General features: G+C 69.1%; 17 protein-coding genes. 8 read left to right on the forward strand and 9 right to left on the reverse strand.

From position 1 onward, the window contains the following. The first annotated feature begins 55 nt into the window (after window positions 1-55). Window positions 56-1,417 carry a sulfatase-like hydrolase/transferase gene (locus ABGB01_RS02545; protein ID WP_347769806.1) on the forward strand — a complete coding sequence of 454 codons (1,362 nt, stop codon included), beginning with the start codon at window positions 56-58 and terminating at the stop codon, window positions 1,415-1,417. A gap of 301 nt (window positions 1,418-1,718) precedes the next feature. Here ABGB01_RS02545 and ABGB01_RS02550 read toward each other — a convergent pair whose 3' ends face one another. The 3 genes from ABGB01_RS02550 to ABGB01_RS02560 all read right to left on the reverse strand — a co-directional run bounded on the left by ABGB01_RS02550 (window position 1,719) and on the right by ABGB01_RS02560 (window position 4,779). Next, on the reverse strand, window positions 1,719-2,432 hold the full coding sequence (locus tag ABGB01_RS02550; protein WP_347769808.1) for a hypothetical protein: 714 nt from the start codon (window positions 2,430-2,432) through the stop codon (window positions 1,719-1,721). Window positions 2,433-3,494: 1,062 nt separating this feature from the next. Further along, the gene (locus ABGB01_RS02555; RefSeq protein WP_347769810.1) at window positions 3,495-3,974 is read right to left on the reverse strand and encodes a nucleoside deaminase; all 480 of its coding nucleotides are present in this window, start codon (window positions 3,972-3,974) and stop codon (window positions 3,495-3,497) included. After that, window positions 3,967-4,779: a hypothetical protein gene (locus ABGB01_RS02560; protein WP_347769812.1), complete on the reverse strand. Its 813-nt coding sequence runs from the start codon at window positions 4,777-4,779 to the stop codon at window positions 3,967-3,969. Before ABGB01_RS02560 ends, ABGB01_RS02555 begins: the two co-directional genes overlap by 8 nt. A gap of 488 nt (window positions 4,780-5,267) precedes the next feature. Between ABGB01_RS02560 and ABGB01_RS02565 the strand changes: the two genes are divergently transcribed. Then, the gene (locus tag ABGB01_RS02565; protein ID WP_347769814.1) at window positions 5,268-6,113 is read left to right on the forward strand and encodes an aldo/keto reductase; all 846 of its coding nucleotides are present in this window, start codon (window positions 5,268-5,270) and stop codon (window positions 6,111-6,113) included. A gap of 46 nt (window positions 6,114-6,159) precedes the next feature. Here ABGB01_RS02565 and ABGB01_RS02570 read toward each other — a convergent pair whose 3' ends face one another. Beyond that, window positions 6,160-7,860, reverse strand: coding sequence for a glycosyl hydrolase family 18 protein (locus ABGB01_RS02570; RefSeq protein WP_347769816.1), 1,701 nt, complete (start codon window positions 7,858-7,860; stop codon window positions 6,160-6,162). A 265-nt stretch (window positions 7,861-8,125) separates the two neighbouring features. On the opposite strand from ABGB01_RS02570, the gene ABGB01_RS02575 reads away from it, so the two are divergent. After that, window positions 8,126-8,473 (forward strand): luciferase family protein, encoded by a 348-nt coding sequence (locus tag ABGB01_RS02575; protein ID WP_347769818.1) that lies wholly within the window; start codon window positions 8,126-8,128, stop codon window positions 8,471-8,473. Between the two features lie 58 nt (window positions 8,474-8,531). Here ABGB01_RS02575 and ABGB01_RS02580 read toward each other — a convergent pair whose 3' ends face one another. Beyond that, window positions 8,532-9,173, reverse strand: coding sequence for a GntR family transcriptional regulator (locus ABGB01_RS02580; protein WP_347769820.1), 642 nt, complete (start codon window positions 9,171-9,173; stop codon window positions 8,532-8,534). Window positions 9,174-9,392: 219 nt separating this feature from the next. Here ABGB01_RS02580 and ABGB01_RS02585 point away from each other — a divergent pair, with 219 nt between their 5' ends. From ABGB01_RS02585 to ABGB01_RS02605, 5 genes are read left to right on the forward strand one after another with little or no spacing between them, the layout of a single operon-like run. Continuing rightward, a complete protein-coding gene (locus tag ABGB01_RS02585; RefSeq protein ID WP_347769822.1) occupies window positions 9,393-9,896 on the forward strand; it encodes a hypothetical protein in 504 nt (167 codons plus the stop codon). Beyond that, the gene (locus ABGB01_RS02590) at window positions 9,896-11,311 is read left to right on the forward strand and encodes a hypothetical protein (protein WP_347769824.1); all 1,416 of its coding nucleotides are present in this window, start codon (window positions 9,896-9,898) and stop codon (window positions 11,309-11,311) included. The genes ABGB01_RS02585 and ABGB01_RS02590 overlap by 1 nt, the downstream gene beginning before the upstream one ends. Next, entirely contained in the window at window positions 11,308-12,609 is a 1,302-nt protein-coding gene (locus ABGB01_RS02595; protein ID WP_347769826.1) for a VWA domain-containing protein, read from the forward strand. Before ABGB01_RS02590 ends, ABGB01_RS02595 begins: the two co-directional genes overlap by 4 nt. An 11-nt stretch (window positions 12,610-12,620) precedes the next feature. Next, window positions 12,621-13,736 (forward strand): AAA family ATPase, encoded by a 1,116-nt coding sequence (locus ABGB01_RS02600; protein WP_132641624.1) that lies wholly within the window; start codon window positions 12,621-12,623, stop codon window positions 13,734-13,736. Continuing rightward, entirely contained in the window at window positions 13,733-16,510 is a 2,778-nt protein-coding gene (locus tag ABGB01_RS02605; RefSeq protein ID WP_347769828.1) for a DUF5682 family protein, read from the forward strand. Before ABGB01_RS02600 ends, ABGB01_RS02605 begins: the two co-directional genes overlap by 4 nt. 213 nt (window positions 16,511-16,723) lie before the next feature. Here ABGB01_RS02605 and ABGB01_RS02610 read toward each other — a convergent pair whose 3' ends face one another. The 4 genes from ABGB01_RS02610 to ABGB01_RS02625 form a co-directional block, all read right to left on the reverse strand. Continuing rightward, window positions 16,724-18,151, reverse strand: coding sequence for an alpha/beta fold hydrolase (locus tag ABGB01_RS02610; RefSeq protein WP_347769830.1), 1,428 nt, complete (start codon window positions 18,149-18,151; stop codon window positions 16,724-16,726). A 125-nt stretch (window positions 18,152-18,276) separates the two neighbouring features. Next, window positions 18,277-18,909, reverse strand: coding sequence for a PepSY domain-containing protein (locus ABGB01_RS02615; RefSeq protein ID WP_347769832.1), 633 nt, complete (start codon window positions 18,907-18,909; stop codon window positions 18,277-18,279). A gap of 119 nt (window positions 18,910-19,028) precedes the next feature. Next, on the reverse strand, window positions 19,029-20,570 hold the full coding sequence (locus ABGB01_RS02620; RefSeq protein ID WP_347769834.1) for a ubiquinol-cytochrome c reductase cytochrome b subunit: 1,542 nt from the start codon (window positions 20,568-20,570) through the stop codon (window positions 19,029-19,031). Between the two features lie 165 nt (window positions 20,571-20,735). After that, entirely contained in the window at window positions 20,736-21,377 is a 642-nt protein-coding gene (locus ABGB01_RS02625) for a hypothetical protein (RefSeq protein WP_347769836.1), read from the reverse strand. Between the last annotated feature and the right edge of the window lie 141 nt (window positions 21,378-21,518).

The following is a 21,518-nucleotide window of genomic DNA, read 5'->3' on the forward strand; positions in this document are numbered from 1 at the left end:
CCGTTAGGAGAGTTCCCTTTTGCGCCCGAACGTGCCCCCGAACGTGCCCCCGAACGTGCCCCCTAACGTGATCGTCGTCTTCACCGACCAGCAGCGGTGGGACACCGTCGGACCCTTCACCCCCAACCTCGACAGAATGGCCAGGCACGGCACGCAGGCCACGGTCGCGCTCACCCCGCAGCCCGTGTGCGCGCCCGCCCGTTCGGCGTTGCAGACGGGGCGCTACCCGACCACGACGGGCGTCCACCGCAACGGCCGCGTCCTGCCGGCCGGGGAGCGCACGCTGGCGCACCACTTCGGGGAGGCCGGCTACGCCACCGGCTACATCGGCAAGTGGCACCTGGCGGGCAGCGAGCCGGTGCCGGAGGAGGAGCGCGGCGGCTACCGGTCGTGGCTGGCGGCGAACGCGCTGGAACACACCTCCGACGCCTACCGCACGATCATGTACGACGAGGCGAACGAGCCCGTCATGCTGCCCGGCTACCGCTCCGACGCCCTCGTGGACGCGGCCGTGCGCTTCGCCGCAGACCACCACGACGAGCCGTTCTACCTGTTCCTGTCGTTCCTGGAGCCGCACCACCAGAACGAGGTGGACAACTATCCCGCCCCCGACGGCTACGAGGAGCGCTATCAGGGCCGCTGGATGCCGCAGGACCTGGCCGCGCTCGGCGGCACGGCCCACCAGCACATGGGCGGCTATCTCGGCCAGGTCAAACGCCTGGACGAAGGGCTCGGCCGGCTGCTCGACGCGCTGCGCAGCATGGACCTGCTGGACAACACGATCGTGGCGTACACCTCCGACCACGGCAACCACTTCAAGACCCGCAACGGCGAGTACAAACGTTCCTGCCACGACGCGTCGCTGCGGGTGCCGCTCGCGCTGCGCGGGCCGGGCTTCGACGGGGGCGGGGCGATCTCCCGTCCCGTCAGCACCGTCGACCTGCCGCCGACGCTGCTGGAGGCCGCAGGGTTGCCGGTGCCCGCGTCCATGCAGGGCCGCTCGTTCCTGCCGCTGGTGCGCGATCCGCGCGCGCCGTGGCCCGAGGAGGCGTTCTTCCAGGTGAGCGAGTCGGAGGTGGGGCGCGGCATCCGCACGTCGCGGTGGAAGTACTACGCCGTCGCCGAGGACGCCGACCCGTGGGACGTCCCGGCCGCCGCCCGCTACCGCGAGCAGGCCCTGTACGACCTGGACAACGACCCGCACGAGCTGGTCAACCTGGCGGGGCGCACGTCGCACGCGGAGGTCGCCGCGGGGCTGCGGGAGCGGCTGGTACGGCGGATCGTGGCGGCGGGGGAGGCGGAGCCGGTCATCGAGCCGGCCGCCGAGCTGGCCGGTCCCGACCAGGGCATGACCGACCCCGCCGTCCGCCTCCACGGCCCGCAGCCGGTCAGGTTCGGCCACCGGCGCGGGCGATAGGGCTTCAAGGGATTGGAGTTGTTCGTCTATCCGTTATCACTATCGAGGCCGACGGATCCCCACATCATGGACAACCAGCCTGGCATACGTCTGATCCAGCGGCATGGCTTCGTGCAGAGCCCGCCCTTGTGCGGCGCCTCTGGGCACAGGACGATCGCGAGTCGCAGGTCCGGACATGACGTAGAAGGAGCCCTGGTAGAAAGGTTGATCACCCCCGGTTCGCCCGTCGCCACCAAAGGCCTCGGAACAGCACGACGCAAGAACCTGTGCTCGTGGCGCTGCGGTGCGTAACCACTTCAGGTTATGAGAGATCCACGATCGCATCTGTTTCGTAGCGTCGTTTCCAAATCGTTTCAAGCGCCGACCTTGCCGAAGTGCGAACCTCGGGTTCGACCTGGAGCATGTCGTCGGTCACCCGGCCCATGATGAAGTCCTGATCCACCGTGTTCGATGGAAGGGTGAGCTGGCCGGAGTCGTCGAGCACGATGAACCAATCCCGCTGAGAGTAGTCATGAACTTTCGTTCCTCCCGGTAGGTGGTTGGCGCAGCCGGACACCGCATCTCTGAGTCTCTCAATGGCCTGCTGCGTGTTCTCAAGCGCAAATCTGCGATCGATATGCGTGCGCCGGTTGTATATGTAGGTCTGAAACAGTACGTCGTTGAATCCGTTCGTTGCCATGTCGTCCATGAATGCCCCGAGGTGATCCATCGATTTCATGGACAGCATGTAGTTGGCGCCGACTGTGACATTGTGGTCCGTTATCAGCCGGTTGGCCAGTGAAAGCTGCTGATCGTAATTTCCTTTTCCCATCAAGCTGTCGTGCACAGGACGTGATCCATAGAACGACAGTTTCACATGCTCGAAAGATTGGATCCAGTTGGGGATGCCGGTGAACAGCTGATCCCCGTTCGTCGTGACGAGTTGGAGTATGCCAAGTGTGCGGACATGTTTCACCAGACGGGAGAACAACGGATACTCGAAGGGCTCGCCGCCGGAGTAGGAAATCTTTCCCACTCGTAAATCCAGCAAGCGATTAGCTATTATGAGCGGATCGTGTCCTGGGTGCTTGATACGTGGGCCACTGGCGGAGAGGCAGAAAACGCATGCCCGATTGCAATGACGAGAAAGGCGCCAGCAAACCATACGGTGGGTGCTGAAGTGGCGTGCCACGACCGACCACGACCCCTAAGAATCAAGAGACAGCTTGGAAATCCAAGGGCTCAGCCAGACATCAGAAGGACTGCGAGCTAAGACGTTCCGTAGCGTCACCCTTGATCCGGATATTTGTTCAAGGCCGCATAGTATCCACGAGAGGTGATGAAGGTACACTACCTGCTTGGCAGAGGTACGTATACGTACCCTGCGGGGCATGCCGAAACTTGATCCCAAACTAGGCTCGATGACACCCGAACAGTCTGTCAGAAGGAGATCCTCCAATTGGATGTCCGGAATTCTCGTTCCACTGCCGGCCAGGAAGAAATCGACCACTGCTCCATCGAGGCTCAGTGCGCACCAACTTCTGCCGAGTATCTGAAGAACGTCTTCTCTGCTGACCGAGCCGATAGTGTTGGCCTCATACGAGGTGGCAATACTGGAGATCGCCCGCAGCCCCAGAAAAGGGCCAGGACGCGATCGGCAGCTTTCCAGAAGTTCGGCGAGGTTTCCCTGATGGTCGAGGATGAAGTCCCAGTCGGAGCCGACCGACCCGCGCCCGAGCAGACGCGACCCGTAGAGGTAGACGTGGACCCCTCGGGAACGCAGTTCGGAGATGAGATTGCGTAGACCAGCAGGATGCTCGCCTTCTGAGGATCCCGATGTGTCAGGTGTCTGAGACCTCCACGAGGTCACGAGCGTGACCTCTTCCTGCCGGACCAGCGCACAGTCTCGGTCGAGCAGGAGATGCCTCCGCCCAGGGAGAGCCGCTGCTGTAGGCGATGTCAACTTGGTCCAGCTGTCGCCGGAGCGCTGGTAGACGGGTCGAAAAGCTATGTCCCCGCTCTCCGTGCAGGCACGGAACGCGCCCAGGATACCGCTTGAGGTGACGACGTAATCATATGGCTCATACATAAGAATTGATCATGGGGAGACTAGTTTGAGACATTCGTCGCGCATAAATTCTTCGTGCAGTCTGAGAATGGGTGTGCCGTGTGCCACCACGTAGGATGCCTTTATGCTGATCTGGCGCCACGAGAAGCTTGGGCCGGACTTGCGGGCGAAGTCAGAAGAATCCTCCAGGCACGCCCCATAGACGATGCCCTCTACCTTGGCCCATATAGCGGCGGATGTGCACATCGGGCATGGTTCCAAGGTGGTGTATAGGAAGCAGTTGGGCAAGTATCTCCTGTTCACACCTGCGCACGCACGACGAAGGGCGAGTATCTCGGCATGCGCGGTCGGATCTGGCTGTGAGTGCAATTCGGTGAAAGCTGACCCGATGACCTCCATCCGACTGTCGATGACAATCGCGCCGATTCGGTAGTTTCCCGATAGTTCTGCTTGCTCGGCGACTTTTATCGCTTCGCCCATCGCCTGCTCGTTGGGATGTACGTTATGCATGCGCAGTCGCCTCTTCTTCCGACTCCAATGCCTTGAGTCGGACAATGACGTCTGTCACGCCCACGGCCAAGCTCTGAAAACTTCGACGGACGGTTGCCTCTGTCAACACTCTTTTATTTCCGAATGCGCACAGAACTCCCGCCGGGGAATCGTTCTCGCGATGCATCGGAAGCGCCAGAACCCATGTTATCTGCGGATCCACCTTGTTCTTGATCCTCGCGTTGTATCGTTCTGGGTGCGTCGCCGGCAGCTCTTCATAAATAATCTCGTCACTCCTGAAGGAGTCACATATGACCAGCTCGTCAGTTTCCGGATATGCTATATCGAGGGAAAAATTGTGCGGAAGATCTTCACACTCGTAATACACTAGACGATCTTTGCGTAGCACCGTGCGATCGTCGATCACGTCGGCGTAGAAGAGGTGTATGTTCACGTTCCCTCGTCGCGGGCTTCGACCTATCAGTTGCAGGAGTGATGAAATTATCTGCCTGTTGTTTTCCTTGAGCCGCTTCAGGGATTCCAAGTGGGCATTTCGTTCTGCGGTGGCGGCCGCGCGCCGCGTCAAAATGTCGTTCATAAGGTCAAAGACAAGCAAGGCAACTCCTAGAGGCAGTAGGAGGTTCCACCAGCCGAGGCGGCTTGGCACCGATTCTAATTTGTGCCCGTCTGAGACGGCGTTTGCTGCTAAATTGGCAAAAAATCCCAATGTTGCCGGTACGGCGAGTTTTATCAAAATGCGCAGGGTGACTGAGTTCTTCCGCCCGTACCATCGGCGTGAAGCGCCTGAAGCTTTTGATGCAATCATTGTCCGGGGCATCCTTCCCTGTTGGCTTCCGGCACAGTGCTGTAAACGTGCGAGGCGAACAAGGGAGCAAGTATTCACCTGTACTTGTATCACGGTTGCAAGTCTTCTTCCAGGGTGGACCATCGTTGGTTGCGCCTTCGTCTCAGAAGATCCAGCGCTTCGAAAAGTTTCGAGGCGTTTGCGGCGCATATTCCTCGTTTCAGAGATTTTCGCAACCTGTATTGGCATGACCGAAAGTCGGTGACCTTGCCTGGCGGTGCAAATGCCTGGCCTGGTTTGTGGGTTGGTTCGGTAGTGGACCGCTGCGACCGTTACCGGTACGCACCGCTGAAGTGATGTCGCCGAGGCGGCGGCTCAGTCCGCGGGTGGGCCAGGGACGACTGGGATGATGCTGGAGCAGGGTAAGAGCGGGAGTACCAGCCGGCCAGGGCACGGAATCCGTGCTGCTGGTAGACAGGAGCCATCGACGTCTTGGCGGGGTGTTGCGCATGTCCATAGATTTCGAGTCGCCCGGCACGTTCACCGTCGGCGGCAAGGCCGTCCGCCGGCTCGGCTTCGGCGCCATGAGCCTGACGGGTCCGGGCGTCTGGGGGCCGCCGCGCGACCACGACGAGGCCGTCCGGGTGTTGCGCAGGGCCGTCGAGTTGGGCGTCGAGCTCATCGACACCGCCGACTCCTACGGGCCGTACGTCAACGAGGAGCTCATCCGGGAGGCGCTGCACCCGTACCCCGAGCGGCTGCTGATCGCGACCAAGGCCGGGTTCGTCCGCCCGCGACCGGGCCAGTGGGAGCCGGTGGGACGGCCCGCGTACCTGCGGCAGGAGGTCGAGATGAGCCTGCGCAGGCTCGGCGTGGACCGGATCGACCTGCTGCAGCTGCACCGCATCGACCCGGCCGTGCCGCTGGAGGACCAGGTGGGCGAGCTCGGGGCGCTGCGGGACGAAGGCAAGATCGGCAGCGTCGGCCTGTCCGAGGTGAGCGTCGAGGAGCTGGAGCGGGCGCGGCGCGTCGTCGAGATCGCCACCGTCCAGAACCGCTACAACCTCACCCTCAGGGTCTCCGAGGGAGTGCTGGAGCACTGCGAGAAGGAGGGCATCGGGTTCATCCCCTACAGCCCCATCGCCAAGGGCCGGCTGGCGGAGCCCGGCGGCCCCGTGGACCACGTCGCCCAGGCCGTCGGCGCCACGCCCGCGCAGGTCAGCCTGGCCTGGCTGCTGGCCCGCTCCCCGGTGACGATGCCGATCCCCGGCACGTCGACGGTCGCCCACCTGGAGGAGAACCTCGCCGCCTCGGCCGTGTCGCTGACGGCCGAGCAGGTGCGCGAGCTGGGCTGAACCCGGGAGGGCCGGCCCATGGCGGGGCCGGCCCTCGACGGTCAGGTCAGCCCAGGCCGTTCCGCATGGCCGTGAGCAGCTCGGCGTTGGAGGTGTCGCCGCTGAGCTCCCAGAAGAACGCGCCGCCGAGGCCCTGGTTCTTCGAGTAGCTCATCTTGCCGCCGATCGTGGCCGGCGTGTCGTAGCTCCACCATTGGTTGCCGCAGTGGGCGTACGCGGTGCCCGCGACGGTCCCCGTGGCCGGGCAGCGGGTCTTGAGCACCTTGTAGTCCTCGATGCCCGCTTCGTACGTGCCGGGCGCCGCTCCGCTCGCGGTGCCGCCCGGCGCGGCCTGCGTGACGCCGGTCCAGCCGCGGCCGTAGAAACCGATGCCCAGCAGCAGCTTGCTCGCCGGGATGCCCTTGGCCTTCAGCTTCTGGATCGCGGCGTCGGAGTGGAACCCGGGCGTCGGGATGCCGTTGTAGGAGGTGAGCGGAGAGTGCGGGGCGGTCGGGCCCTGCGGGGCGAAGGCGCCGAAGTAGTCGTAGGTCATGACGTTGTACCAGTCGACGTACTGCGCGGCGCCGGCGTAGTCGGCCGCGTCGATCTTGCCGCCGTTGGTGCCGTCGGCCGTGATGGCGGAGGTCACCAGGTTGCCGGAGCCGAACCGGGCGCGCAGTGCCTGCATCAGGTTCTTGTACGCGGCCGGGCCGCTGCTGTCGCAGGACAGGCCGCAGGCGTTCGGATATTCCCAGTCGATGTCGATGCCGTCGAACACGTCCGCCCAGCGCGGGTCCTCGACCAGGCGGTAGCAGGACTCGGCGAACGCGGCCGGGTTCCGCGCGGCCTGGGTGAAGCCGCCGGACCAGGTCCAGCCGCCGAACGAGAACAGCACCTTCAGGTGCGGGTGCTTCTGCTTGAGCTTGCGCAACTGGTTGAAGCTGCCGCGCAGCGCGCCGGCGTCCCAGGTGTCGGCGACGCCGTCCACGCTCTCGTTCGCCTGGTAGAAGCGGTCGTAGTCGGCGTAGCTGTCGCCGATCGTGCACTGGCCGTTCTGCACGTTGCCGAAGGCGTAGTTGATGTGCGTCAGCTTGGCCGCCGAGCCGCTGGTGTCGATGTTCTTGACGTGGTATCCGCGCTGGTAGACGCCCCACTGCACGAAGTAGCCGAGCACCTTGTTCCCGCCGTCGCCCGGGCCGCCGGGGTCGCCGCCGTCGTCACCCTTGGCGGTGGTGGCGTTGACGGTGCCGCTGGCGGCCGAGCGGTTGCCCGCGGCGTCGCGCGCCCTGACGGTGTAGGAGTAGCGGGTCTCGGGGCTGAGCCCGGTGTCGGTGTGGGTGGTGCCGGTGACCGTGGCGACCCGGGTGCCGCCCCGGTAGACCTCGTAGCCGGTGACGCCGACGTTGTCGGTGGAGGTGTTCCAGGCGAGGGAGACGCTGCGGTCGGTGACGCCCGTCGAGCGGAGGTTGCCGGGGACGCTCGGGGCGCTGGTGTCGCCCCCGCCGTCGCCACTGACGGGCTTCCACAGTGCGGGGACGTTCGGCGGCTCCCAGCCGGGCTGGGAGGTGTGGCTCTGGATGCACTCGTACGTGACGCCGTTGTAGGTGACGCGCGTGCCCGCCGTGTAGGCCGTCCACGCGGACCAGTCGGCCATGGCGGCGCTGGCGGAGGAGGTGGCGGCCCAGGAGGGGGCGGCGGCGAGGACGGTGAGCGGCAGCACTAACGCCGCCAGCCCGGCGAGGGCCTTGCGCAGGATGGTGTGTCTCATGATGCTCCGACATCCGGTTGGGGGGTGTACGGGATGGGATGCCACAGAAACTATTAGTAAAGTTTCCTTATAAAATGGACGGTAACCGCAGGCCGGGGAGGCGTCAATACGCGACGCACAGATGGTGAAATCTCATCAGAATCCGGAGCGGGTTCCGTGCGGTTCGCCGGGCTGGTCGTGCGCGCCGGCGATCTCACCCGGAGGGTAGATAACGGTTGCGGAACGGTCGCTGACGTGGAGGTGTACCGTGCCTCAGCATTGAGGCGTGGCAGGGATTACCGCCTGGCGGCGGACCGCTGAACGCCACGGCCCCTACGTGGTCCGTGCGGTGGCCGAATTCCGATCCTGGCCGGCGCTGGCGGTGAGCGACACCCGGCGCGGCCCCAGATTCGCCGTACACGGCACCGAGATCCTGCGACTGGCCGGCGCCGACGAGGTCCAGGTGCGCCTGACGGCGCCGGCGATCGACCGGCTGGCCCCCTACCTGCGCGAGTGCGGCCAGGTGCAGGCGTGCCCCGATCGGGCCTGGGTGGCCGTGCAGGTCGACGCGGAGCCCGACCTCGACCTGCTGTTCGCCCTGACCAGCGTGGCGATCAAGGAGCACGTGGCGTAACCCGCCGATTGTCGACACCTTCATCGCCAATCACTGCGAGAGGCGGGCGATCCGGCGGTCAGGCGCCGGAGGCTTCCAGGGCCTTGGCGACGCTGCGCAGGTGTTGCTGCATCGCCGTCTGGGCGGCCTCGGGGTCGCCGGCGACGATGGCCGCCACGATCAGCTCGTGCTGCGGCAGCGACACCGAGGCCCGCCCCGGCTGCCGGGCGAGACGGAACTTGTGCCGCACCACCTGCGCCCCCAGCCGTTCGACGATCTTCGCCGAGGTGCGGTGGCCGGCGATCTCGCGGATCTCGGCGTGCAGGGTCGCGTTCAGCTCGGAATAGCGGTCGAGGTCGTGGGACTCCACGGCCGTGCGCATCGCGGCGACGATCTCCCGCAGCCGCGCACCCTGCTCGGGGGTGACCCGTTCGGCGGCCTTGGCGGCCGACAGGCCCTCGAGCACCATCCGCACCTCGGTGATCTCGACGGCCTCCGCCTTGGAGACCGCCCGCACGCGGGCACCCTTGTTCTTGAGGATCTCGACCAGGCCCTCGGCGGCCAGCTCCTTGAAGGTCTCGCGCACCGCGGCCCGGGTGGCGCCGAACTGCTCGCACACGTCGGCCTCGACGAGCCGCTGGTTGGGCACGAAGTCCCCGCTGAGCACGGCCGCCCTGACCCGGCCGGTCAGCGTCTCCTCCTGCGGGGACCCTGGGGCCACGCGATCCTCCCGATGCCGTGCGAACTCGTCCTGGTCAGCAATATTATCGACAACCCGCCCCCGCGCGTGGGGTGTGCCGCAGGATCGAAGCCTGTGATCGTTCGGCCCCGTTCTGTCGGTCGTGTGGGGTAAGTTCCCGGACCATGATCAGCCGTTCGCGGCGGCGTGGGCACTCCCGCCCGCGCCCGCGCACCGGCTGGGGCGGGAGGTTCTGAGGTCGTGGACGCGGACGGAACCGCGTGGGAGCGGCGCAGCGTGGTGCGTGTGGTGCCGCCTGTCGCGCCGCGCAAACTGGCGAAGGTGCCCTTCGTCGAGCTGGCCGACGGGCGGCTGCAGGGGGTCGTGTCGAGCGGATCCGACATCGAGCGGGTCTACGTCTCCTCGATCACCGCCGGCACCCATGCGCTGAGCTGCAGCACCAACAACAACCGGCCGTGCGGCGCGCTGCACGGCTACGCCTGCAAGCACATCCGCATGCTGGCCGACGAGGCGGTCGTGCAGTACGGCCTCGACCGGGTGGCCCGCTACCTGCGGGTCGAGGTGCCGGAGGGTGACGCGCTGATGAGCTGCCTCCACGGGCAGCCCGAGCGCACCCCGGCGGCCGTGGTGTTCAGCAGGTTCCTGCGCCATCTGGCCTACCTCGAGGTGCCCGACAGCACCGACCCGCTGGTCGAGCTGCACTGGTTCCCCTCGACGGCGGCGGAGACGGGAGCGGCGCGCTGATGCTGGACGTACAGCTGGAAGAGGTGCTCGCCGGCGCTCCCGAGGGGGCGGGCGAGGCGCTCGGCCTGGTGGAGGGGTTCGACGACGCGCTCGCACTCGGGTTCGCCAGGGTCGGGGAGGAGGCGGCCGGTGCGCTGGCCGCCCTGGCCGGCGCGCTGGCGGCCAGCCCGATCGGCGAGCGGGTGAGCGAGGCGGCGGGCAAGGTGGCCGCGGGATCGGTCGGCGACGAGCACCTGGCGGCGCTGGCCGGCGGGCGCGCCGCACTGGCCGGCGCGGTCCACGACGCCCTGCTCGGCCGTCTCGACACGGCTCTGGGCAGATCCCGCGCCCCCTGGGAGCCGGCACGAGACGGCCAGGGCGGTTCGGCCGGTGAGGGGCCGGCATTCGGGAATCTGCTCGACGGTTGCCGGGTCTGGCTGCGCGAACTGGCCATCGTCGGGTGGCGTGGCGTCGACCACGACCTCGCCGGCTCGGCCGACCAGACGATCGAGGCGCTGCTCGCCGTGCCGGAGTTGCGCGGGCTCGCGGTGCTGCTCGACGGCCTGGCGGCGGAGCTGCGGGCGTCGAGCCCGGTCGCGACGATGGACCGCCTGCCCGCGCGCAGGTGGGCCGACCTGTGGGCACGCGGCCTGCTGCTGGCGCAGCGGGGTCCGTGGCAGGGCGGCGCCGAGCCGGTGTCGGGGCGGCTGCTGATCCTCGGCGCCGACGTGCACGAGCACGCCACCGTGGTGCGGGCGCAGGTGCACGGCGTCCTGGAGCCCGCGGGCGGCGGCCCTGCCACGCTGGTGCGCACCAGCGTGGCGGCCGCCAAGGTCGACACGATCGTCGGCCCGGCCGCGTGGCGGCTGATGGGCGGTCATCCGGTGCTGCTGGGCGCGCTGGCCGGTCACCACAGCCTGGAGATCACGGACATGCCGTTGTTGCCGGGCGGCGACCTCGTGTGGCACGACGACCGGGCCGCCGCGGGCGAGCCCGCCGACCCGTTCGCGACGGCCCGGGTGGCGCTGTCCGGGGCGAGCGCTCCGGCGGTCGCGCCGCTCGACCGCCATCCCGTGCGCATCGCCGAGCCGGTCTTCCTGGAGGGCTACTCCGTCGACAGCGGTTCCTGCGACCTGGTGCCGGCGGGGGGAGGCCGCGCGCTGCCGCTCGACCTCGACCGCCTGCCGCGCGGCGGCCCGCTCACCCCCGAGCTGGTGGCCGCCTCCTCGGCGTGCATCGGCCTGATGCGCTGGGACGGCCGCTGGCTGCTGCAACCGCTGGCCGTCCAGGCCACGGTGAAGAAGAAGCCGGTCGCCGCGCACAACGGCGACTGGGCCATGGGCCCCACAGACCCCAAAGTGGTCAAGGCCGAGGCCAGGGCCGGCGACGTGGTCGCCGTGCTGCGCGAGCGAGCGGGACGGCTGCTGCGGAAATGACCGACATCCTGGAAGACGCCGACATGACCCGGCGCCAGGTGCTCTACTGGCGCCTGCTGTCCCGCCTGTTCGGCCCCGACGAGCAGCCGGCGCTCGAGACGGCCAGCATGGCCATCGTCGAAGACCTCGGCCTGCCACCCGCGCTGCTCGACCCCGGGGTGTCGGTCGACACCCTGGTGCAGCGCTTCCCCAGCCTGGGCGAGGAGTTGCAGGACCTGATGGCGGAGCAGGAGCACGAGCAGGGCGCCGAGGTGCGCCGCGCGGCCCTGGTCTCCAAGCTGCTGCTCAACGTCTTCGCCACCGGCACGGGCAACGTCACCGCGAGCCGGCTGGAGAGCTGGAAGAACGACGCGGGCTGGTTCGAGAAGGGCATGGGCTGCGAACCCGGCGGGCTGCGCCACCGCGTGGGCGACGAAGAGCTGGCCGCGGTGCTCGCCGGCATCGAGGGCGACCTGGTCAAGCGCATGCACCTGCGCGAGGTGCTGGCCGACCCGGTCCTGTCCAAGCAGCTGACGCCCAGCATGTCGCTCATCGAGCAGTTGCTGCACGACAAGCACAACCTGTCGGGGGTGGCGCTGGCCAACGCCAAGGCGCTGATCCGCAGGTTCGTCGACGAGGTCGCCGAGGTGCTGCGGACCCAGGTCGAGAAGGCCAGCGTCGGCGAGATCGACCGGTCGGTGCCGCCCAAGCGGGTCTTCCGCAACCTCGACGTCGAGCGCACCATCTGGAAAAACCTCACCAACTGGAGCCCGGAGGACGAACGCCTCTACGTCGACCGGCTCTACTACAAGCAGACCGCGCGCCGCACCACCCCCGCCCGCATGATCGTGGTCGTCGACCAGTCGGGGTCGATGGTGGACGCGATGGTCAACTGCACCATCCTGGCGTCGATCTTCGCCGGCCTGCCCAAGGTCGACGTGCACCTGGTGGCCTACGACACCCGGGCGCTCGACCTGACCCCGTGGGTGCACGACCCGTTCGAGGTGCTGCTGCGCACCACGCTCGGCGGCGGCACCGACGGCACGGCCGCGATGGCCATCGCCAGGCCGAAGATCTCCGATCCGCGCAACACCGTGATGGTGTGGATCTCCGACTTCTACGACAACCGTTCGCTGATCACCGACTTCGAGGCGGTGCACCGCTCGGGGGTGAAGTTCATCCCCGTCGGCTCGGTCAACAGCTCCGGCTCCCAGAGCGTCGACCCGTGGTACCGCCAGAAACTCAAGGACCTGGGCACTCCGGTGCTCTCGGGCCACATCCGCAAGCTCGTGTCCGAGCTCAAGAACTTCCTCACCTAGGAGACCCCCGCATGAGTGACGATATGCTGCGCGCCCCCGCAGAGGTGAAATACGCCGAGGAGCTCGACTGGCTGGAGTCGGTCGACGACGGCCCCAAGCCGTTCTCGTGGCGGCTGAGCCCGCGCATGATCCGGCTGTTCATCCTCGGCTCCGAGCGCTCCGACGGGCTCGACCGGGAGATCGCGCAGAAGTGGTTCGGCGACCGCAGCTTCGTCGAGCGCAGCATCGTGACCCTGGCCTCCGACCGGGGCCTGCTGCTGATCGGCGACCCGGGCACGGGCAAGAGCTGGCTGGCCGAGCTGCTGTCGGCGGCCATCTGCCGCAACTCCACGCTCGTGGTCCAGGGCACCGCCGGCACCACGGAAGACCACATCAAATACTCATGGAACGTGTCCATGGTCATCGCCAAGGGCCAGTCCCGCGACTCGATGATCCCCTCGCCGATCATGACGGCGATGGAGCAGGGCGTGATCGGCCGCTTCGAGGAGCTGACCCGCTCCACCAGTGACGTGCAGGACGCGCTCATCTCGATCCTGTCGGAGAAATACGTCTCCATCCCCGAGCTCGACGACGACAACATCGTCTTCGCCCAGCCCGGGTTCTCCATCATCGCCACCGCCAACAGCCGCGACCGGGGTGTCAACGACCTGTCGTCCGCGCTCAAGCGCCGCTTCAACTTCGTGCGCATCCCCGTCGTGACCAACAAGAAGAGCGAGGCGGAGATCGTCCGCTTCCGTACGGAAGAGCTGCTGCGCCGCCACCGGATCGAGCTGGACCTGCCGCCCACGCTGCTCGACATCCTCCTGCAGAGCTTCGCCGACCTGCGCTCCGCCGCGGCCTCGGCCACCAGCGACGACGAGAAGCTTGAGTCGGCGCTGTCGACGGCCGAGCAGATCGGCGTGCTGGAGGACGCCATCCTGCACAGCCACTTCTTCGGCGACCGCACGTTGCGCGCGCAGACGCTCGCCGGCTCGCTGGTCGGTTCGCTGGCCCGGCGCAGCCCCGAAGACCTGGCGATCCTGAACAAATACTGGCACGGCGTCGTCGAGCCCCGCAGTAAGAAGGACGGCGGGCAGTGGCCGGAGTTCCTCGAGGGCGGCCGCGAGGCCATCGCCACGCTCTCATGATCGGCCAGACGAGCACGTTCGGCTCGCTCCGCGAGCAGCTGCTCGACGCCGCCGCGGCGTTCGCCGACAGCCCCGTGGCCGTGTCGGGCATCCTTGCGGGGCTGGTCGACGACGTGGACAGGGCGCTGCGCGAGAAGCTGGAGATCTTCCCGGTCTGCCACCACTCGCCGGCCTCGGCGCTGGCGATGGTGCGGCGGCTGCGCGAGAAGCAGCCGAAGGTCATCTACCTGGAGCTGTGCGAGGACCTGCAGCCCCTGCTGACCGAGCTGCGCAACTGCCGGCTGCCGGTGGCGGTGCAGGCGTTCGCGACCGACCTCGACGGTTTCCCGAAGTCGTGGGCGCCGCTCAGCGTGGTGGCGCCGATCACCGAGGCGTCGGCCGAATACCAGGCCATCGCCTACGCCCTCGAAACACCCGGCGTCGAGCTGGTGCTGGTCGACCGCTCGACCGACCACGTCTTCCAGTGGGCTCCGAAGGAGGAGGCCGAGGAGCGCAAGGAAGAGGCCGGCCTGCACGGCGACGCGGTGGGCGTCGAGATCGGCGATCTGCGCCCGCGCTTCGCCGAGCTGGAGGAGCACCTGCTGCACCACGGCAAGGTGCGCCACTGGTCGGAGTGGTGGGATCAATATGTCGAGCAGCCGCTCTCGGGGGCCGACTACGACACCTACCGCCAGGTCATGGTGCTGATCGGCAGCCTGTTCCGGCGGCTCACCCCCGACGGTGACCGGCTGGCCGTCGACGAGGACCGCGAGCGCTACATGTGGACCCGCATGCGCGAGCACCTGGCCGCCGGCGGCGCCGACCCCGGCGACTGCCTCTACGTCTGCGGCGCCTTCCACGCCGCCAGCCGCGTCGAGGAGTTCGGCCTCGACTCCACGGCCACGTTCGAGATCAGCCCGCGCACCGGCACGACATGGCTGTACGGGCTCATCCCCTCCAGCCACTCCGCCATCGAGGCGCAGTTCGGGCTGGCACCGGGGTCGGTGTCGATCGCGGCGGCGACCTGGGCCAAGGCGGTCACCCGCACCAAGCTGACCCCGTTCCAGCTGGCCGGCCAGAAGGGCACGCGCAAACGCGCCGGAGCCCGCGGAGCTCGGGCCAAGCTGCCGCCGCCGAAGGCCGACGCCGCGCCCGCCGACCGGCTGACCGGGTTCCTGTCCCGGCCGCCCGCCCTCGACGCGCTCGACGAGGCCGAGCTGCTCGGCTGGTGCGTCGACATCGTCAGGCTGGCCCGGCGCAACGGCTACCTGGCCAGCACGGCCGACGCCATCGCCGTGTTCGAGACGTCGATCCTGCTGGCCGGGCTGCGCAACAGGGCCAGGCCCACCCCCTACGACTTCCAGGACGCGGCCGTCACCTGCATCGAGAAGGACGTCGTGCCGGGCCGCCGCGACGTGCGCCGCCTGTGCGAGATCCTGCTCGGCGGCGACCGCGTCGGGGAGGTGGGCTACGACGCCCTGCCGCCGCTGGCCAGGAACGTCTATGACCGGCTCGCGCCGCTCGGCCTCGACCTGGACAAGCGCACGATCCAGCGGGCGCTGATCGACCTCGACGCCCACCCCGAGCTGGTGCCCTGCTCCGACCTGCTCTGGATGTTGCGCTATCTCCTCCCTGACGACGCCGTACGCCCCATCATGGGCGAGCGCGGGCTGGGGGAGCGGTCGATCCAGGAGAGCTGGGACCTCGCGTTCGGCAAGCACCAGCGCTCCATCATCGAGCTCGGCTACGAGGGCGTCACCATCGAGCAGGTGCTGGAGCAGCGGCTGCGGCGCTCCGTGTGGGACCCCAAGGCCACCGCGGCCGTCGCGCTGGCGGCGGTCGAGGAAGCCGTGCTCTTCCTGGGCAGCCGGCGCTTCGCCGACGAGCTGGGGGCGCGCGCCGTCGAGCTGCTCGCGGCCGAGCGCGGCGTCGACGACGCGCCGGAGGTGCTGCGCAGGATCCGGCGGCTGCTGGCGTACTACCGAGCCAACGAGCCCGAGCTGCCGGCCTGGTGCGAGGCGTTCGTGACCGCCGGCTACGCGCACTACTGCACGCTGCTGCCGACGGCCTTCGTGGACGACGACACCGGCGTGCGGCAGGTGGGTGCCATGCTGGGGTTCCTGTTCACGATGGAGAGCCTCGCGCTGGCGCTCGGCTGCGACCGGGCGCAGCTGGAGCTGGCCGTGCGGCAGTCGCATCCGGAGGCCCCGGCCAAGGTGGCGCTGCTGTGGGCGGCGCACACGCAGCTCGGGCTGCTCACGATGGCCGACCTGCGGGCTCGCTGCGACGAGTTGCTCGCCAACCCGCTGGTCATCCCGTCGGTCCCGCAGTACATCATGGGGTTCGTGCAGGCGATGGAGCCCGCTCCCGCGCTGTCCGGGTTCGTGGTCGAGGTGATCTCCAAGGCGTTCGGGCGGCTGCCCGACAGCGTGCTGCTGCCGTGGTTGCCCAAGCTGATCACCACGCTGCGCGCCGGGGCGGCCGAACTGGTGCCGGTGCTCGTCCGGGAGGCCGGCCGTACGTTCCCCGGCTCGTTGCCGGCGGTGGACTCCTGGGTGCCGCCGTGGTCGGCCCGTCCCAAGCCCGCCGCCGCCGGCGTGCCCGTGGCGTCAGGGCCGGTGGCGGAGCTGCTCATGGGGCATCCGGCGGCCTGCGACGGGGTGGCGGCGCTGCTCGGGTGCGAGGGTGAGTGGCGCGACCCCGGCTCGGGTGGCGATCGCGCGGCTCCGGAGGTGACCGCCCTCCTGGCCGCTCACCCCGAACCCGCCCTGGCCCTCGCGGGGCTGCTCGCCTGACGCCTCGGGGGCACTTCCCCCGTGCGGGGGGAACGCCGAGCACCGTCCGTGGCGGCCGTGGACGGCTGCGACGCAGGTCGCGGTGCCTCCGCCGCGCCAGGGCCGGGCGCCTCGCAGGAGGTGGCCGGGCCCTGGCGCGGGGTCTCGTGTCCGCCGCCTGAGGGTCGAGGGGGTCGCCGCGTTGCCCGGCTCAGGAGCCGGACCCGGCCGGGGTCATGACGTCGGCGGGTGGCAGGTGGTGCCGGGTGCGGGGAGGCGCAGGTCGGTGAGGTAGGCGTTGGCGTGGGCGATGACGCAGGCGTTGCCCGTGAGATAGAGCCCGTGGCCGTGCCCGTCGAAGCGGACCGTCGCCGACCCCGGCACCCTGCGGACGATGTCGGCCGTGTCGTCGTGGTCGGTCCACGTGCCCGCGCCGAGGAACGGCGGCAGCCCGGACGGCAGCGGCTTGGCGGGGTTGGTCACCGGCACGGGCCAGCCCGTGCACCCGAGGCGGTGCCACAGCCCCATGCCGGCGAGGTTCGGCGAGACCCGCTCGCCCATCGCCCGCACGGCCCGGTATTCGCGATAGCCGCTGAAGCGCAGCCCGTCGGCGCACTGGGTGGCGTTCATGCCCACGAACGACGGCGGCTTCAGGCTTCCGACCCCGGCGTCGACATAGCTCGCGAACCCGGCGGCGTCCCCGCGCTCGGCCTGCCGCATGGCCGTGGCGAGCTGCCGCCAGCGCGGATGGTCGGGCGCGGGACCTGGTCCGACCAGGTTCGGCATCGCGGCCACCTGCAGGTCGAACCCGCTGTACGCGACCGCCTCGCCGTCCGGCCGGCCCTTGACGGGGATCGGCGTACGGTCCGCGCTCGCGACCAGCTTCCGCCAGCGCTCGCCCATGTTCCCGCCGCACACGTCCACCGTCCGGCACCACGTCAGGAAGCGGCCGAACTGCGCCTCGTACGTGCGATACCGCACGCGGGCCTCCGTCGCCGCGTCCCGCAGCTGGTTGACCGCCCCGTCCAGGTACATGGCCCGCACCCGTCGCGGGAACAGCCGGGCGTAGGCGACGGCGGGCACCCCTCCGTACGACGTGGCGACGAAGCTCAGCTGCTCGTCTCCGAGCGCGGAGCGGACGGCGTCGATGTCCCGCGCCACGGAAGCCGAGTCCAGATGGTCGAAGAAGGCGGGGTCGAGCTTCCTGCACTCCTGCGCGCCGCGCCGCACTTCCGCTCCGAGCTTCGCGTACGCGCTGGGCGTGTCCGGCCGGGTGAGCCACGGCCCGGTGCCGAAGCACCTGACCGGCAGCCTGCCGTACGTGGTGGCGTTGCGCGGCTCGAAGCTGACCACGTCGAACCTCTTGCGCAGGGCGGAGAAGTTCCCGCCCCGGTAGGAGAGGTCGTCGATGCCCGACCCGCCCGGCCCGCCGGGGATGCTGAACACCGTCCCCTTGCTGGTCCCGGTGGCGGGCAGGCGGGCGATCCGCAGGGTCAGTGCGCGGCCCTCCGGCTTCTCCCAGTCGAGCGGCACCTGGATGGAGGCGCACTCCAGGTCCTTGGGGCGGTCGTCGCCCTGGCACGTCCCCCAGTCGAGAGCCTGGGAGGAGGGAACGACGGCGAGCGAGCCGAGCAGGAGGAGGCTGGTGGCTGTCAGATGCATGCCTCCCAGGCTGGCCGCCGCGCCGCCGGATCTCGATCGTGCGGCGGCCCGTTCTCGAGGTAGTGCCAGGACTACCGGCCACGGGCCGATCTCCCACGCCGGCCCGGACATAGCGGATGGAGCGGCTAACCGAAGACGCGCGCGGCCGCCGGGATCCGGCGTAACACCAGCCAGTCCAGCAGCAGCACCGCCGCCATCGTGATCCCCGCCAGCGGGAACAGCAGGCCGAGCAGCGCCATGATGGCCATCACGCCGTACGCCGTGCGCCGGTCCGTGGCGCGGGCAGGGGCGCCGGCCCGGCCGCGCGGGCGGCGCTTCCACCACATCCACGTCCCGGTGACCACCAGCGTGATCAGGGCCAGGCAGGCGCCGAGCATGACGACCAGGTTGGCGGTGCCGTACCTGCGGCCCTCGTGCAGCGCGATGCCCTGCTCGACGGCCTTGGCCATGACGCCGTACTCGGCCCAGCCGTACGAGACGAGCACGCGGCCGCTGTACTGGTCGACGTGCAGGGTCTGCGCGGCCGACGGGTCGCGGCGGTGGTCGGTCACGATCGTGTAGACGCCGCGCGGCCCGTCGGGCAGCAGCACCTTGACGTCGCACTCGGCGGCCGGACACTGCCTGATCCTGGGCTTGGCGGCGGCCAGGGCGGCCTCGACGGGCAGGGCGCCGGGCTGCAGCACGCCGGTCGTGCTCCCGTGCCCGGCGTGCTCGTCGCCGGACGGCGGTACGGGAAGGCGTTCGGCGGCCCAGGGCACCTTCGCGTCCGGGTGGTCGGACAGGTCCCCGGACAGGGGCGGGTTGGACGTGTTCGGGTAGTCGTCCGCGCTCGGCGTCGTGGAGCCCGTGCCGGCCTGGATGCGCGCGAGGGGCCGGTTCAGCGGTCCCAGGAGCGCTGGAGGGCGTCGCGGAACCTGCGGCCGGCGGGTGGCGGCACCTCGCCGTTCCCCGGCCTCTTCCCGCCGTCGCCCGAGCCGTTTCCACTGGGCAGGGCGGGCCGCGCGGCGGGTACGAGCACCGCGGTCTCCTCCTCGGTGACCGGCCGCTCGATCTCGCTGTACGCGCCGTCGTGGCCGCGTACGATGACCCCGGTCTCCACGCCGTGGGCCACGGTGTGCCGGTCGCGCGCCAGCAGCCCCAGGGCGATGCGCCGGGTGATCACGTAGCCCAGCACGGGGGCGGCGACGATCGCGACGCGGAAGATCCATGTGGTGGCGTTCAGCGAGATGTGGAACGTCGAGGCGATCACGTCGTTGCCGCCGGCCAGCCAGAGCACGCCGTAGTAGGCGATCCCGGCGACGCCGAGGCCGGCGCGTACGGGCACGTCCCTCGGCCGGTCGAGGAGATGGTGGATGGCGTGGTCACGGGTGATCCACCGTTCCAGGAACGGGTAGAGCGCCAGCGCCGTGAACAGCAGCCCCGGCGCCACCAGGGCCGGGATGAGCACGCTCATGGGCACCGTGTGCCCGAAGACCGTGAACTCCCACGGCGGCATGATGCGCAGCGCGCCCTCCAGGAAGCCCATGTACCAGTCGGGCTGCGAGCCCGCGCTGATCGTGCTCGGCAGGTACGGGCCGTACAGCCAGATGGGGTTGATCTGGAACAGCGTCGCCAGCAGCGTGATCACCGCCAGCACCCACAGGAAGAACACCGTCGTCTTCGCCAGGAACGTGGGGAAGAACGGCGCGCCGCGCACCACCCGGTCGCTCAGCCCCTTCGCCCTGAACTGCGTGTGCGTCTGCCGCCAGGTCAGCACCACCGCGTGCAGCGGGATGAGCAGGAGCAGCAGGGCGGGGAACAGCAGCACGTGGAGGCTGTACAGCCGGGAGATGATGTCTCCGCCGGGGAACTCCCCGCCGAACAGGAACATGGCGAGATACGTGCCCACCAGCGGCACGGAGATCGTGACCCCGTGCAGGATGCGCAGACCGGCGCCCGACAGCAGGTCGTCGGGCAGCGAGTAGCCGAACAGCCCGTTCAGCAGCACCAGGCCGAACAGGGCCACGCCGATCAGCCAGTTCAGGTCGCGGGGCTTGCGGAAGGCGCCGGTGAAGAAGTTGCGCAGCATGTGGGCGACGATGGCGGCGAGAAAGACCAGCGTGCCCCAGTGGTGCATCTGCCGCATCAGCAGTCCGCCGCGCACGTCGAAGCTGATCTCCAACGTGGAGGCGTACGCCTCGCTCATCGCGACGCCCTGCAGCGGCACGTACGAACCGTCGTAGACCACCTCCTGCATGCTCGGCTTGAAGAAGAACGTGAGGAAGACGCCGGTGAGCAGCACGACCACGAACGCGTAGAGGGCGATCTCCCCGAGCAGGAACGTCCAGTGGTCGGGGAAGACCTTCCGCATCGCCTTCTTCAGGAAGCCGGCCCCGCCGATCCGGTCGTCGAGTGCTCCGGCCAGTGAGCTGCCCTTCATCGTCAATCCGCCTATGTCTCGATTGGCTCGTCACCTATAAGACGGGGAAGACCCGGAAAATGTGACACAAGGGCACCTCGGGGAAGCTGCGGTTCGGCAACGGGCCGACGCCGTGGGCGAAGTCGTGGGAGGACTGGCTGGCGGGCAGCGCGCTCGGCGCCTCGATCAACGGCTGACGCCGGCCTCCGGGCAGGGCACCATGCCGGGGACGGGGTGTGCGGCCCTGACGTGGGCCTCGGAGATGTATCCCCACCCGCCGTGCGCCCACGGCTCGTCGGCCACGGTGCGGTACCAGTGTCCGTCGCCCGTCTCGACCACGCACAGGAAGATGTCGGGGCCCTCCCGGTCGAGCCGCCCGACCTTCGCGGTCGCCGCACCGGGCCCGGCGTGCACCGTGCCTCCGGCGTTCGCGCAGGCGAAGCCTCTCTCCCAGGTCACCCCGAGGTCCGGGTCCTCGACCGGCGGCTTGATGGACGCGCGGGGATCGGCCTTCGCGCACGCGGGCGCCTCGCCGGGGGACACGGGCGCGAGGACCAGGAAGCCGGTCACGACGACGGCGACCAGTGACACGGCCGCCGCCCGCACCGGCCCGCCGAACCACCGCGACGGCCCGGCCAGCAGCAGACCGGCGTGCACGGCCAGCACCGCCGCGAGCGCGCCCCACAACCACGGATTGCCCATGTTGCCGGCGGCCAGGTTGCCCGTCACACCCGTCGCGGCCGGGAAGAGCAGGCCGGCGGCCCTCTTGAGCGACCGGCCCCGCGCCCCGGGCTCCTCCCGTGCGCCGAGCGCGCCGTCCTGTGTCACTGGTCACCGCCATCGATCCGTACGGTCCGGCGTCACGTAGCGTACCCGGTCAACTACGTTTAGTGCGGCCCTTGTGTACGGTGTCCGCCCGGCGATGGCGTCGGGCCCCGAAACCGGGCGGACAAACCACCTACTTGACTG

Source organism: Nonomuraea sp. B5E05 (assembly GCF_039880665.1).
GTDB lineage: Bacteria > Actinomycetota > Actinomycetes > Streptosporangiales > Streptosporangiaceae > Nonomuraea.

Bases quoted from the DNA above. Each gene is read 5' to 3' on its own strand.
- ABGB01_RS02590 (WP_347769824.1), top strand. From the start codon at position 9,896: ATGCTGGACGTACAGCTGGAAGAGGTGCTCGCCGGCGCTCCCGAGGGG.
- ABGB01_RS02570 (WP_347769816.1), bottom strand. From the start codon at position 7,860: ATGAGACACACCATCCTGCGCAAGGCCCTCGCCGGGCTGGCGGCGTTA.
- ABGB01_RS02600 (WP_132641624.1), top strand. From the start codon at position 12,621: ATGAGTGACGATATGCTGCGCGCCCCCGCAGAGGTGAAATACGCCGAG.
- ABGB01_RS02605 (WP_347769828.1), top strand. From the start codon at position 13,733: ATGATCGGCCAGACGAGCACGTTCGGCTCGCTCCGCGAGCAGCTGCTC.
- ABGB01_RS02610 (WP_347769830.1), bottom strand. From the start codon at position 18,151: ATGCATCTGACAGCCACCAGCCTCCTCCTGCTCGGCTCGCTCGCCGTC.
- ABGB01_RS02555 (WP_347769810.1), bottom strand. From the start codon at position 3,974: ATGCATAACGTACATCCCAACGAGCAGGCGATGGGCGAAGCGATAAAA.
- ABGB01_RS02620 (WP_347769834.1), bottom strand. From the start codon at position 20,570: ATGAAGGGCAGCTCACTGGCCGGAGCACTCGACGACCGGATCGGCGGG.
- ABGB01_RS02565 (WP_347769814.1), top strand. From the start codon at position 5,268: ATGTCCATAGATTTCGAGTCGCCCGGCACGTTCACCGTCGGCGGCAAG.
- ABGB01_RS02595 (WP_347769826.1), top strand. From the start codon at position 11,308: ATGACCGACATCCTGGAAGACGCCGACATGACCCGGCGCCAGGTGCTC.
- ABGB01_RS02560 (WP_347769812.1), bottom strand. From the start codon at position 4,779: ATGATTGCATCAAAAGCTTCAGGCGCTTCACGCCGATGGTACGGGCGG.